Here is a 12,503-nt window from a genome sequence, read left to right as displayed (position 1 = left end):
TTGCTTCAGTCCCATCTTGTGAGCCGGTGCGTCTTCGGGTCTGATGGGAGGGACATCCTTTTGATCTACCTCCCAATCAGGCCCCCGGCCGCCCTCCAGGAGTGACCCTGTGTCCGCCCAGCCCTTCGATTCCGCCCGCGACCACCGCATCACGCGTGACGAGGCCGCGAGCCTGGTCCGGAACCACCAGGTCCGCGCCGAGGCCGGCGCCCACCGCGCCTCGGCCTTCAACCGCAGCGCCTTCGAGCAGCTCCTGGCTCAGCCCGGCGCAGCTGGTATCCGCATCTACCACGCCCGGCACGCAGACGGCTCGCCGACGATGGTGATGGTGGCGGTGGACGCCGCCGGGGAGGACCTGGACAGCTCCCAGGCGGTCTACATCCAGAACAGCCACGATTGCCCGCCCTATTGCACCGGAACCAGCCTCTAGGAGGACTTTTGAGGAACCTGGTGTCCCGGTGATCAAGCCCATCTATAGGTGGATCCTCCTCTACGTCTTCGATCCGTTCATCCTGGCGCCGATCCTCGCTTTCGTCTGGAGCCGGATCCGGGGAGGGTTTTCCCGCCCTCACTGGATGGGAAGGTTCCTCGCGGTCCAGGTCGTCGATCTGGTTCAAGGGGTCATTTTCATTGCCCTGGCCCTTTCCCACCGTAACAACCAGTGGTTCCGACATTTGTCACAGCCCGTGGTCTTCGCGGGAACGCTCTGGGTGCTCGTCAGGACCTCGCACCCGTCACCACGACGGGTGGGGCTCTACTGGGCCTGTGCTGGAATCGGCCTGCTGGCCGCCGTGGCCGGGGTGTTCGTGAACGGCCTGTTCCTGCGGAATGCGCTGTTCACCACCACCCAGTGCCTGATTTTCATCGTTCTGGGCATTTACGAACTGCGCGGGCTCGCCCTGCGGGACGATGACGAGGACCTCGCGGCCAAGCCCGAGTTCTGGCTGAACAGCGCGATCCTGATCTACGGCTCCACCACCTTGATCTTCAATGCCATTTCGAACCACTTCCTGCGTGTCCTGCCGCCCCACCTGCTCCCTCTTCCCTGGCTCGTGCATGGTCTGGTGATCGTCTTCTACGAAATCGCCCTCGCCAAGGTGTTCCTATGCAGGAAGTCCATCTCTTCCTGATCTTCGTGCTCGCCACGTTCGTCGTGGTGGTGCTGGCATGGCTCTCGCTCTTCAGCGTGGTGTCGGCGAAGTCGCGCGTCATCCGCGAGCAGCGCAAGGCCCTGGAGGCGGAGCAGCGCCTCCGCCTGGCCCAGGAAGCCTTCATGGACAACGCGCACCACGAGCTCCGCACGCCCGTGCAGGTGCTGGCCGGCCACCTGCAGATGGCCCGGGACCTCAGCACCAGCGAAGAACAGGTTGCGATCCTGGACCGCGCCCAGGAAACGGCCACCCGCCTGGGCCATCTGGTGCAGGGCCTCCTCGACTTCGCCAGCCTCGCCCAGGGAACCCTCACGCTGAGGCCCGGCCAGACGGACCTGGGGTCCCATCTGGCGCAGCTCGGGAAGAAGCTCGAATGCCAGGCCAGGGCCAAGGGCCTGGAGGCGAAGGTCGCCCTGGATCCGCTCCTCGCCCCCCTAGTCTGCGACGCGGCTCGCCTGTCCCAGGCCCTGGAGGCCCTGCTGGACAACGCCGTGGGCTTCACCGAGCGCGGCACGGTGTCCTTCCGCATGGTCGCCCGGCCCGAGGGCCGCGCCTGGCGCCTGCGCTTCGAGATCGAGGATCAGGGCCCCGGTCTGCCGCCGGACTGGGAGCGGCTTCTGAGACCCTTCGAACAAGAGGAACGCAGCCTTCGCCGACAGCGCGGCGGGCTCGGAATCGGCCTGCCCCTGGCCGCCGGCATCGTCCACCTGATGGGGGGTCAGATGGGCCTGATCCCACTCGCCACGGGAACTCTGGCCTGGGCGGAGATCCGCTTGGAGGAAGCAGAGGGCTGACGAAGCCTCGTTTTCCGATATACATGGATGGTCCCCCGGAGCCTCCATGCCCGTCCGCGCCCTCCTGGCCTGCCTGATCTTCGTTCCCGCCCTGTTGGGACAGGGTTCGGGCCAGCTCACCCTCGAAGCCGTCGCGCATCCCACGAAGCGGGTGGCCTATGCCGGTCGGCCCGCCACGCGCCTGGACTGGCTGCCGGACGGCGCCCTGGTGGAAACCCGCCGGGAAGGCGATCAGGTGGCCCTCTACCGGATCGACCCCGCCACCTGGGAACGGAAGCCCCTGCTGGAGTCCACCCGTCTCCAATCGGCCCTCGTGACGGCAGGAGCCGGAGACGCCGCCGCCAAGGAGGCCCTCGGGCGCGGCGCCTTCATCTGGAAGGACGACCACAGCGCCTTCCTGCTGACCGTGGCAGACGACCTCTTCCTGGTGGACGTGAAGGCGGCCACAGCCAAGCGGTTTGCAGGGGGGAATCCGGAAGAAGCGTCCTTCAGCCCCGACGGCGGGCAGGTCGCCTATCTCAAGGGCAACGACCTCTACCGGGTGGAGGTGGCCACGGCCCGGGAGACCCGCCTCACCACCGGTGGCGGGGAGACCGTGTTCAATGGGCGCCTGGACTGGGTGTACCAGGAGGAGGTCTATGGCCGGGGCAGCTTCCGCGCCTTCTGGTGGGCCCCGGACTCAAAGCGTCTGGCCTACCTCAGCCTCGACGAGACCAAAGTGCCGGTCTACACCCTCATGGATGACCGCTTCCAGCCCCAGAAGGCCCTGAGGGCCCGCTATCCGAAGGCCGGCGATCCCAATCCCACCGTCCGCCTGGGCGTGGTGGACCTCACGGGGGCCACCACCTGGATGGACGAGCCCTATCCCGGCCAGGAGACCCTCATCGTGCAGGTGGGCTGGGACCCGGCCGGCCACCTGGTGGCCACCCACCAGGACCGGATCCAGAGCTGGCTGGACCTGCGCCGCTACGACGGTGCCGCATCCCGGTTGCTCATCCACGAGAACGGCCGCGCCTGGCAGGAGCGGCTGCCCCTGCCCCACTTCCTCTCCGACGGGGGTTTCCTGTGGGAGTCCGGACGCACGGGGCGCCACCACGTCTACCGCTACGGGAAGGATGGCCAGCTCATCGGCGCCGTCACGGCCGGGGACTGGGATGTCCGGCAGGTGCATGGCGTGGACGCCAGAACCGGACAGCTCTATTTCGATGCGACCGAGCGCAGCCCCATCGGCCTGGACGCCTACCGTGTGGGGCTCGATGGGAAGGGCCTCGTGCGGCTGACGGACCGGCCCGGCACCCACCGGGTGAAGCCCAATGCCGCGTTCACCGCCTTCCTCGACACCTGGAGCGACATCCACACCCCGCCCCAGCAGGCGCTCCACGACAGCCAGGGCAAGCTGGTCCGCCTCATCGACGCCAACCCCGCCGAAGCCTGGAAGGCCCTGAAGCTCGGCAGGGTGAGCTTCCAGCAGGTGAAGACCCGCGACGGCTTCCCCATGGAAACGATGCTGGTCCTGCCCGTGGACTTCGATCCCGCGAAGAAGTACCCCGTGTTCCAGACGCTCTACGGCGGCCCGATGGCCCCCGAAGTCCGGAACCTCTGGCGCCGGGACATGCCCTGGTTCCAGTTCCTGGCCCAGCAGGGCATCGCCACTTGGGTCTGCGACAACCGCAGCGCCTCGGGGAAGGGCCTAGCCAGCGCCCATGGCATCTACCGCAACCTGGGGGCCCAGGAGCTCCAGGACCAGCTCGACGGCCTGGCCTGGCTGAAGGCCCAGGTCTGGGCGGACATGGACCGGATTTGCCTGGACGGGTGGAGCTACGGCGGCTTCATGACCACCTACGGACTCACCCACAGCAAGGCCTGGAAGCTGGGCATCGCCGGAGCGCCGGTGACGGACTGGCACCTCTACGACAGCATCTACACCGAGCGCTACATGGGCCTGCCCTCGGCCAACCAGGCCGGCTACGAGTCCAGCTCCGTGCTCAAGGCCGCGGCCAACCTGTCCGGCAGGCTCCTGCTGCTCCACGGCACCCTGGATGACAACGTCCATCCCCAGAACACCGTCATGCTCATCGACGCCCTTCAGAAGAGCGGGCACGCAGTCCAGATCGTCCTGCTGCCCGGTTCCGACCACAGCCCCCGCGCGCCCCAGCACAACTGGGCGCGCTTCCAGGCCATGTGGGACTTCCTGTCGAAGTACCTATAGAGTGCCTAACAAAACCCCGACGGGGCCGCGCGAGGGTCGCCGGGCGAGCGAGGCGAGGAACGCGAGGAGACGCGTAGCGGGTACTACGCGCGACGAGCGTGACGCGGCATCGCGGCACCCGCCGGCCCTCGCCTGGAGGGAGAAAGCCAGGTGGGCGCCCCGCGGCGTCAGGGCCCTTGAACGATGTCCCGCATCGCCCTGCGGGCCCTTCCTTGCGGTGCATCCCACCTGGCTTTCTCGCGACCCTGTCGGGGTTTTGTTAGGCACTCTTAGATCAGGCTTCCCGTGTCGCGGGCAGCATACGGTCGTACACCCAGAGCAGCACGGCCGTGAGCACGCCCACGCCGATGATCGTCCAGAGCATGCCCGCCGGCTTGTGCGTCACCTCGCCGAAGTGATGCATCAGTTTCCCGCCGAACCAGCCCCCGATGAGGGAACCAAGGCCGATGGGCAGGAAGGCGAAGCCCATGTAGGTCCCCTGCTGCCCCGGAGGGGCGAGGCGTGAGATGTACTCGTAGTAGCGCGGCGACTGCACGATCTCTCCCAGCGCGACGCAGACGAGCGTGACGATCACGCCCGTCACAGTCGGCCTGAAGATCAGCACGATCCAGGCGAGGGACGACATCAGGGTTCCGATGGTGACCGCCTTCACCGAGGCGATCTTCTGGGTAGCCAGGTTGATCAGGACCGTCAGGGAGATCACGACCAGCGGGCCCGTCATCAGCAGCAGCTCCGTGTCCGCCTTCGGATCGATGTATTTGGCGACATACAGGGGCAGCGTGATGAATTCCTGCCAGTACACCACCCAGTACCCCGTGAAGATCAGCAGGAACAGCATGAACTTCGGGTTCGAAAGGACCGTGAGGAAGTTCCTGCCCGTCTCCGCCAGAGAGGGAGGCGGCACATCGCCCTCTTTGCGCGGTTCCTTGAACAGCAGCAACACCGCGAAGAACATGAGGAACACGCTGATGGCCGCTACGCGGAATACATTCTCCACGCTCATGTGGCGGTGGACGTACGACGCGACAAAGGGGCCGGCGGCGCCGCCGATGTTCACCAGCGTGTAGTAGATCGAATAACCGATGGAGCGGACATTCTCTTTCGAGGCGCGCGCAGTGGTTCCGACCACGGCCGGCTTCACCAGCGCGATGCCGAGGGCCGGCAGCATCAGCAGGAACGCCACGAGCGCGCCGAGCGGCACCAACCCTCGCACCGGAGCCATCCAGGAGGAACCGAGCGATCCCAGAAGAAAATAGGAGCAGCTAAGGATCAGGTAGGCGAGGGAGAGTGCGCGACGGAAGCCGAGGCGATCGGCAACCGCGCCTCCGAAGGCTGCCAGGAACCAGACCAGCCCTCCGAACAACCCGGCCAGGCTGCTGGCATCCTGGGTCGGAAAGCCCAGAGATTCGTTCAGGTACCTGGCCAGAGATGCGAAGGCCGCGTAGTAGGAGAGCCGCTCGAACAGCTCGCTGACGTTCGCGACCCAGAAGGGGCGTTCGAATCCGTCGCGGATCTCACGCAAGCGTCGAGCTGGGCTCAAGGGACCTCCTGGGGAAGGATGATGACCTTCGATCTTCCCGGGGAACCGGAGGCAGGGTCAACCCATGCCCTCCAGGCGCCTGCCTGGCAAGCGCCCGGGAGACCGCGCCTGTTCCATCGCGCGGCCCCCGTGGCGTATCGGGAGGGCTGCTACTTCCCGGCTTTCGCGAACTCCACCACGGCCTTGAGCATGTCGCCCACGGACATGATGCCCACCAGCTTCCCCTTGGCATCCACCACGCACAGGCCGTAGAGCTTGTGGTCGAGGATGGCCTGGGCGGCCGTGGCCAGGTCCGTATCCGGCGTCACCGTGATCGGATGCAGGTTCATGACCTCCTTCACGGCGGTCTTGGACAGCAGGTAGTGGACCTCCCAGGTGTCCAGGGAGGTCGCCTTCCCGGGGGTGTAGTCCTTGATCATGCGCTCGGTGATCAGGCCGACGAACGAGCCCCTGGCCATGACGGGGAGCCGCCGGATGCCCTTCTCCTTCATGAGGTGGATGGCCTCGATGATGGAGGCGTCCTCCTCGATGGTGATGGGGTTCTTGGTCATCCACTTTTCGACCGTGGTCATCGGGTGTCTCCTCACATGCCCAGGAAGGCTTTCTTGATGTGTTCGTCGGCGAGCAGTTCCTCTCCGCGGCCCGTCATGACCACGCGGCCCGTCTCCATGACGTAGGCGCGATGCGCGATGCGAAGGGACTGGTAGACGTTCTGCTCCACGAGAAGGATGGTAACGCCCTGCTTGTTGATGCCGGTGATGATGTCGAAGATGTTCTTCACCAGCAGGGGCGACAGGCCCAGCGATGGCTCATCCAGGAGGAGCACCTTGGGGTTGGCCATGAGCCCTCGGGCGATGGCCAGCATCTGCTGCTCGCCGCCGGACATGGTCCCCCCCAGCTGCTGTTCGCGCTCCTTGAGGCGCGGGAACAGCTCGAAGACCCAGTCGATGTTCTTCTGGCGATCCGCCCGGGTGGCCTTGACGTAGGACCCCATGCGGAGGTTCTCCATCACGGTCATCTCCGGGAAGATCCGGCGTCCCTCGGGCACCTGGACGAGCCCCGCCTCGACCACATGATGCGGGAGCATTTTGCCGAGATCCTTGCCCTGGAAGGTGATGCTCCCGGAGGCGGGCTTGACGAGCCGCGAGATGTTCTTGAGGGTGGTGGACTTCCCGGCGCCATTGGCGCCGACCACTGTGACGATCTCGCCCTCGTGGACTTCCAGATCCACGTCCCATAGGACTTTCAGATCGCCATAGGCGAAATTCAGCTTCTCGACCTTAAGCATGGCTCTCACCCAGATAGGCATCGATCACGTCCTGATTGCTCACCACCTCCTGGGGGGTGCCTTCGGTCAGCTTCTCACCGGAGGTGAGGACGACGATCCGGTCGGAAATGCGCATGATGGCCTTCATGTCGTGCTCGATCACCATCTGCGTCAGGCCTTGCGCCTTGATGTCCAGGATGAGCTGGATGATCTCATCGCTCTCGGCGGGGTTGAGGCCGCCCATGACTTCGTCCAGCAGTAGGAGCTTCGGCTGCGTGGCCAGGGCCCGGGCCACCTCGAGCTTCTTCCGCTCGCCGATGGGCAGGCCCCCGGCCAGGAAGTCAGCCCGGTGCTCCATGCGGACCACCTTGAGCTGCTCCATGGCCATGTCCCGGGCGGTCTTCAGCGAGATGGTGCGGACCAGGGCCCCCACCATGACGTTGTCCACCACGGACAGCTTGGCCAGGGGGCGGACCTTCTGCCACGTCCGGACCATGCCGAGCTTGCAGACCTTGTCCGGCTGGAGCCCGTTCATGCGGCGGCCATTGAAGATGACCTCGCCCTTGGACGGGGGGTAGTAGCCGGTGATGCAGTTGAAGAGGGTGGTCTTGCCCGCGCCGTTGGGCCCGATGAGGCCCATGATCATGCCCTGCTCCATGGAGAAGGACACATCGGAATTGGCCGCCAGGCCTCCGAAGAACTTGCTGACGTTCTTGATCTCCAGGATGGGCATCAGGCCGCCTCCCGCTTCCGGCGCGAAGCCAGTTTCTTGACGAAGCCCATGAGGCCGTCCGGCATGAAGAGGATCACCAGCACCACGAGGATGCCGTAGATGAGGACGTGGGCGTGGGCGAGGTTCTCCTTGAGGAAGAGCCCCACCTTCGAGTCCGCGCTCACGAGGCCGATCTTCACGAGCCCCTCGGTGATCATGTTGCTGCGGAGGGCCTCGGAGAGGGGCACGAGCAGCAGGGAACCGAGCACCGGGCCCCAGATGGTGCCCATGCCGCCGATGATGCAGATCAGCATGATCTGGACGGAAACATCCAGCCCGAGCACCGTGGGGGGGTCGACGAATCCGACGTAGATGCCGTAGAAGCTCCCGGCCAGCGACGTCAGCACCGCCGAGATGACCAGCCCGATGTTCTTGTAGACCGAGATGTGGATGCCCAGGGAGTGGGCGGCATCCTGGTCCTCCCGGATGGCCTGGAAGTAGTAGCCCAGCTTGGAGTGCTGCACCCAGTAGGCGATGGCAAGGGTCAGCAGGGCCAGGAAGAGGCCGATGTAGTAGAAGGGCACCTTCGTGAGGAAGTCCGTCACCACCCGCTCGCCGATCTTGAAGGCGGGGATCTCAGTGACCAGGATGCCCTCGGCGCCGTTGGTGAGCGTGGTGAGGTTAATGGCGGACAGCCGCATGATTTCGGCCACCGCGATGGAGGCCAGCACGAAGTACGGGCCGCGCAGCCTGAAGCAGATGCTGCCGATCACGAGGGCCACGGCGATCACCGCCGCCACGCCGGCCCAGACACCGACCCAGGGCGCCACCTGCTTGGAATACATGAGCATCATGGTGGTGTAGGCGCCCACGCCGAAATAGGCGGCGTGGCCGACGGAATACTGGCCCGCGTAGCCCCCGAGGATGTTCCAGCTCTGGCCCTGGGACACGCTGAGGAACAGCAGGATCATCATGTGCAGCGCGTACGGGCTCTCCACGAAACGCGGAACGACCAGGAGGCCTGCCAGTACGATGAGGCCGATCGCGGCCTTGAGCATGCGCTTGTTCATGTCGTCCTCCTCAGGTCCGCGACTTGCCCATCAGGCCCGAGGGCTTGAAAAGGAGTACGAGCAGGAAGAGCACGAAGACCACCACATCCTTCCATCCGGAGGAGATGTAGACCGCGCTCATGGATTCGGTGATGCCGATGAGGATCCCGCCCAGCGTGGCGCCCACCACGCTGCCCATGCCGCCGAGCACCGTGATGACGAAGGCCTTCAGCGTGAAGGTGCCACCCACCTGCGGGAAGATGTAGTAGGTCGGCGAGATCAGCGCGCCGGCCGTCCCGGCCAGGGCCGCGCCGAGACCAAAGGCGATGACGGACATGCGACTGACGTTGATGCCCATCAGCTGGGCGGCGTCCCGGTCCTGGGCCGTGGCCCGGATGGCCTGGCCCGTGTCCGTCTTCAAGAGGAACCAGCCCAGGGCCGCCGTGATGACGGCCGTGATCAGGAACGAGACCAGCAGCGGGGTGGAGATCGACACCCCGCCGCCCACCTGGATGGTGGAGGAGGAGTACGAGGTGGTGAGGATCTTGTAGTCCGACGTGAAGATCAGCATCACCGTGTTGCTCATGACGAGACCCAAGCCGATGGTCAGCAGGATCTGGTTCTGGGCGACGGCGTTGAGCACGCGGTTGATGAAGACCTTCTGGAGGAATCCCCCGAAGAAGAACATCAGCGGGAAGCTGATGAGCACCGACACGAAGGGGTCCACGCCCATCAGCGTGAACAGCAAGTAGGTGAGGTACATCCCCACCATCATGATGTCGCCGTGGGCGAAGTTGATGACGCGCATCACGCCGAAGATGAGCGTGAGTCCGATGCCGATGAGCGCGTATACCCCACCGATCAGGACGCCGCTGATGAGAGATTGAAGGAAGACAGCCATGGATTCGCGGGGCTCCGGGGGGAAAGTCCCAGTCCGGCTCTGCCGGACTGGGACGCGGGGGCCCGGGGGTGTGCGCGCAGCGCGGAACCCCCGGTCAAATCGGCATCACTTCCACTTCGGGAAGGGGAAGATCGGCTTCTTGGTGGCGAACTTGGCAGGCAGCACCGTCTCGTAGTTCCCGTTGATGATCTGCTGCACGAGCATCTGGTGGTTGTTCTGGTTGGTGAAGCCCTCATAGTCGGCGAACTGGACTTCGCCCATGACACCGTTCCACTTGCCGGCCTTCAGGCCTTGCTGCGTCTTGGTCCGGTCGCCACCCGCATTCCGGGCGGTCTCCGCCATGATCATCATGGAGGCGTAGGCGCAGGCGGCATGGTACGTGGGCTCCTTGCCGAACTTCGCCTTGAAGCGAGCTTCAAATTCCTTGGCGCCGGGCCAGTTCACGTCGCCGGTCCACTGGGTGCAGGAGATGACGTTCTCGGAGATCGCGCGCTCCTTGGCGAACTCCGGCGTGGTGAAACCCGCGCCAGCGCCCAGGAAAGCCTGGGGCTGGAGGCCCACTTCCTTCGACTGCCGCATGAGCAGGATGGCGTCGGCCACGTACGACACCATGAACACCAGGTCCGGGTTCTTCGACTTCACCTTGGCCAGGGTGGACCGGTAGTCCGCGGCGCCCTTGGGATAGGGTTCGTCGGCCACGACCTGCATGCCCTTCTTGGCCACGTACTCCTTGGCCGTCTTGGACGTGGACGTGCCGAAGTCGGTGTTCTCGTAGATGAAGGCGATGGACTTCGGCTTGCCGAGGGCGGCGGCGGCATCGATGAGGCTGGAGGCGTACTTGTCCGCGGGGGCGTTCATCCGGAAGACGTACTTGAGGCCCTGGCGCGTGATCTCCTCCTTGGCCGCGGCGGGGATCAGGAGAGGGACACGGTACTTCTCCGCCAGCTTGGCGACGGCGTTGGAGCAGGCCGAGGTGTAGGGGCCCACCACGCCCACGACGTTGTCGCGCGTGGCGAGCTTCTCCATGGCGCTCATGGAGATCTGCGGCTTGCCCGTGTCGTCTTCCCACACCAGCTGGAGGTTGATGCCCTTCTTCTTGAGGTCCTCTTCGGCGAGCTTGATGCCGTTGGTGATGTGCTCCCCGATGGGTGCCTCGGGTCCGCTCATGGAGTTGATGACGCCGATCTTCTGCGCCATGAGACACGGAGAGAGGGCTAGAACGGCGCCCAGGGCCAAGAGGTGCTTTCGCATGGCAGCTCCAATGCAAAAGAGATGTGGTTGGAAGGTATGGGAAGTCTACACCTGCCGAGGGCCAAAAAAATCACGGAACCCGCGGGTTGTGACCCGTGAGTTCCGTGACCGTGCAGAGAGAAGGATCTGCTAGGTAGAACGTGCTCTGATCAGAAGCCGATCATGAGCGAAGCGACGAGGCTGTCGCCGCCCTGCTCGCCGGTCTGGCCGGCGGCCGGGGCCAGGAAGTTCTTGCTGCGGTGGACGTAGTCCAGCTTCAGCTTGCCCGCGCTGTACTTCGCCGGGTTGAACAGGAAGTTGTAGCCCACGGTGATTTCCGTGTACTTGGGGCTGTAGTCGCCACCGGCGGCGGGCTTGTAGGGGCTGGTCGCGGTGTACCAGTCGTCGCCCGAGTTGTAGTTCATCATGTCGTAGCGGGCGGTGAACCAGTGACGGCCCATCTTGTAGGCGCCATCCACGGCGATGCCCTGGAACTTCTGGTCGAGGTGCTCGCGGAGGGGATTGGTCGTGACGGCCGCGAAGAGGGTGGGGAAGCGGCGGCCCAGCAGGCCCGTGGCGACCTCGGCGCTGGCGTGCCAGGTGGCGTTGTCGAAGGCGTAGTAGGCGCCCATCAGGGTCGTCTTGTCCTTGTTGTCCTTGATCTGGGCGGCGCTGACATAGCCGGCGGTCACCCAGGCGGAGGCGTTGTTGAAGGTGGAGTCCTTCAGGTTCGTCACGCCCTCGCGGTAGTAGGCGCCGAACTTGTGCTCGGGGCCGTAGGCGAACTCGAGGCGGGTGGTCCAGTCCTTCTGGGCGTTGCCAGAGCCGGCCACGGTGTTCTCGTTGTTCTTGCCGCCGCTGCCGTCATCGGTGGTGCCGTTGGAGACGGCGAGGTTGATCTTGCCGTTCCAGCCCTTGGCGTCGCCCCAGCTGTAGATGCCCCACACGCCGCGGTCGCGCTTGTCGCCGAACACGCGGTTGATCTGGTTCCGCTCGAAGAACAGGATGTTCGTGGCGGCGACCATGGTGGCTTCATAGGTCGTGGGCATCTTGAACTGGCCGGCCTTCACGCTGAACCCGCTGCCGATGTTCCAGGTGATGACCGCGTCGTGCAGCACGTTGTTGGGAACGGCGGTGGTGTTGCTGTTGTTCGGATCGAACATCAGGTTCCAGCTCACGTCGTCGGTGATCTTCCCGTTCAGGTAGATCTCGGCGCGCTTGACGGCGAAGTTGTTCTCCTGGAACCGGGAGTCGAGGCCGTAGTACTTCGAGGCACCGGCCGTGGCGGTCGCGTTGTTGCGCAGGTTGCTGTCCAGCATCTGGGTCTGCCAGAACTCGATGAGGACGCCGGTGAGCTTGACGTCCTGGGCCTGGGCCTGGGTGACCCCGGCGGCGAGAAGGGCGGCAACGCCAGCAAGGCGGGTGATCTTCATGGGTGGGCTCCTAATAAGGGAGGGTTGGGGGGATTGAAGGACGAAGGTGACGAGTGGACGGATCAGGTCAGACCACCAGATGTCTGGGACATCAGTCGCGGAAAATCTGAGGGATGATCAAACGGATTCAAGCTAAACGGGGGAGTCGCTTGCGTCTATCAAAAATGAACCAAAAGTTCCGATGGTTGTGATGATAGACACAAAGGTGTGGCGACAC

12 protein-coding genes are annotated in these 12,503 nt (G+C 64.8%); 4 read left to right on the top strand and 8 right to left on the bottom strand.

Annotated elements, in window-relative coordinates:
• Window positions 1-109: 109 nt before the first annotated feature.
• The 4 genes from MLE64_RS01060 to MLE64_RS01045 are packed head-to-tail and all read left to right on the top strand — an operon-like array spanning window position 110 to window position 4,154.
• Entirely contained in the window at window positions 110-430 is a 321-nt protein-coding gene (locus tag MLE64_RS01060; RefSeq protein ID WP_243314867.1) for a hypothetical protein, read from the top strand.
• A 28-nt stretch (window positions 431-458) separates the two neighbouring features.
• Window positions 459-1,130, top strand: a complete 672-nt coding sequence (locus MLE64_RS01055) for a hypothetical protein (RefSeq protein ID WP_243314865.1) — start codon at window positions 459-461, stop codon at window positions 1,128-1,130.
• Window positions 1,106-1,945: a sensor histidine kinase gene (locus MLE64_RS01050; RefSeq protein ID WP_243314863.1), complete on the top strand. Its 840-nt coding sequence runs from the start codon at window positions 1,106-1,108 to the stop codon at window positions 1,943-1,945. Before MLE64_RS01055 ends, MLE64_RS01050 begins: the two co-directional genes overlap by 25 nt.
• 46 nt (window positions 1,946-1,991) lie before the next feature.
• A complete protein-coding gene (locus MLE64_RS01045; RefSeq protein ID WP_243314861.1) occupies window positions 1,992-4,154 on the top strand; it encodes a S9 family peptidase in 2,163 nt (720 codons plus the stop codon).
• 274 nt (window positions 4,155-4,428) lie between these two features.
• On the opposite strand, the gene MLE64_RS01040 is transcribed toward MLE64_RS01045, so the two are convergent.
• From MLE64_RS01040 to MLE64_RS01005, 8 genes are all read right to left on the bottom strand, one after another.
• The gene (locus tag MLE64_RS01040) at window positions 4,429-5,676 is read right to left on the bottom strand and encodes an MFS transporter (RefSeq protein WP_243314859.1); all 1,248 of its coding nucleotides are present in this window, start codon (window positions 5,674-5,676) and stop codon (window positions 4,429-4,431) included.
• 167 nt (window positions 5,677-5,843) lie between these two features.
• A complete protein-coding gene (locus MLE64_RS01035; RefSeq protein ID WP_243314857.1) occupies window positions 5,844-6,266 on the bottom strand; it encodes a CBS domain-containing protein in 423 nt (140 codons plus the stop codon).
• A gap of 11 nt (window positions 6,267-6,277) precedes the next feature.
• Entirely contained in the window at window positions 6,278-6,982 is a 705-nt protein-coding gene (locus MLE64_RS01030) for an ABC transporter ATP-binding protein (protein WP_243314855.1), read from the bottom strand.
• On the bottom strand, window positions 6,975-7,694 hold the full coding sequence (locus MLE64_RS01025; protein WP_243293367.1) for an ABC transporter ATP-binding protein: 720 nt from the start codon (window positions 7,692-7,694) through the stop codon (window positions 6,975-6,977). Before MLE64_RS01025 ends, MLE64_RS01030 begins: the two co-directional genes overlap by 8 nt.
• Complete coding sequence (locus tag MLE64_RS01020) at window positions 7,694-8,743, bottom strand: branched-chain amino acid ABC transporter permease (protein ID WP_243314854.1); 1,050 nt, start codon at window positions 8,741-8,743, stop codon at window positions 7,694-7,696. Before MLE64_RS01020 ends, MLE64_RS01025 begins: the two co-directional genes overlap by 1 nt.
• Window positions 8,744-8,753: 10 nt before the next feature.
• On the bottom strand, window positions 8,754-9,623 hold the full coding sequence (locus tag MLE64_RS01015) for a branched-chain amino acid ABC transporter permease (RefSeq protein ID WP_243293365.1): 870 nt from the start codon (window positions 9,621-9,623) through the stop codon (window positions 8,754-8,756).
• Window positions 9,624-9,728: 105 nt separating this feature from the next.
• Window positions 9,729-10,874 (bottom strand): ABC transporter substrate-binding protein, encoded by a 1,146-nt coding sequence (locus tag MLE64_RS01010; protein WP_243314852.1) that lies wholly within the window; start codon window positions 10,872-10,874, stop codon window positions 9,729-9,731.
• 149 nt (window positions 10,875-11,023) lie between these two features.
• Window positions 11,024-12,286, bottom strand: a complete 1,263-nt coding sequence (locus MLE64_RS01005) for a porin (RefSeq protein WP_243314850.1) — start codon at window positions 12,284-12,286, stop codon at window positions 11,024-11,026.
• Window positions 12,287-12,503 lie beyond the last annotated feature (217 nt).

The sequence above is a fragment of the Geothrix paludis genome (assembly GCF_022808815.1).
Classification (GTDB): domain Bacteria; phylum Acidobacteriota; class Holophagae; order Holophagales; family Holophagaceae; genus Geothrix; species Geothrix paludis.
Note: the sequence above shows the minus strand (reverse complement) of the source record. Positions and strands in the feature narration are given on the sequence as shown.

Excerpts from the sequence above, each read along its gene's own strand:
- MLE64_RS01050 (WP_243314863.1), top strand. The coding sequence starts at position 1,106 with ATGCAGGAAGTCCATCTCTTCCTGATCTTCGTGCTCGCCACGTTCGTC.
- MLE64_RS01045 (WP_243314861.1), top strand. The coding sequence starts at position 1,992 with ATGCCCGTCCGCGCCCTCCTGGCCTGCCTGATCTTCGTTCCCGCCCTG.
- MLE64_RS01035 (WP_243314857.1), bottom strand. The coding sequence starts at position 6,266 with ATGACCACGGTCGAAAAGTGGATGACCAAGAACCCCATCACCATCGAG.
- MLE64_RS01030 (WP_243314855.1), bottom strand. The coding sequence starts at position 6,982 with ATGCTTAAGGTCGAGAAGCTGAATTTCGCCTATGGCGATCTGAAAGTC.
- MLE64_RS01025 (WP_243293367.1), bottom strand. The coding sequence starts at position 7,694 with ATGCCCATCCTGGAGATCAAGAACGTCAGCAAGTTCTTCGGAGGCCTG.
- MLE64_RS01020 (WP_243314854.1), bottom strand. The coding sequence starts at position 8,743 with ATGAACAAGCGCATGCTCAAGGCCGCGATCGGCCTCATCGTACTGGCA.
- MLE64_RS01015 (WP_243293365.1), bottom strand. The coding sequence starts at position 9,623 with ATGGCTGTCTTCCTTCAATCTCTCATCAGCGGCGTCCTGATCGGTGGG.
- MLE64_RS01010 (WP_243314852.1), bottom strand. The coding sequence starts at position 10,874 with ATGCGAAAGCACCTCTTGGCCCTGGGCGCCGTTCTAGCCCTCTCTCCG.
- MLE64_RS01005 (WP_243314850.1), bottom strand. The coding sequence starts at position 12,286 with ATGAAGATCACCCGCCTTGCTGGCGTTGCCGCCCTTCTCGCCGCCGGG.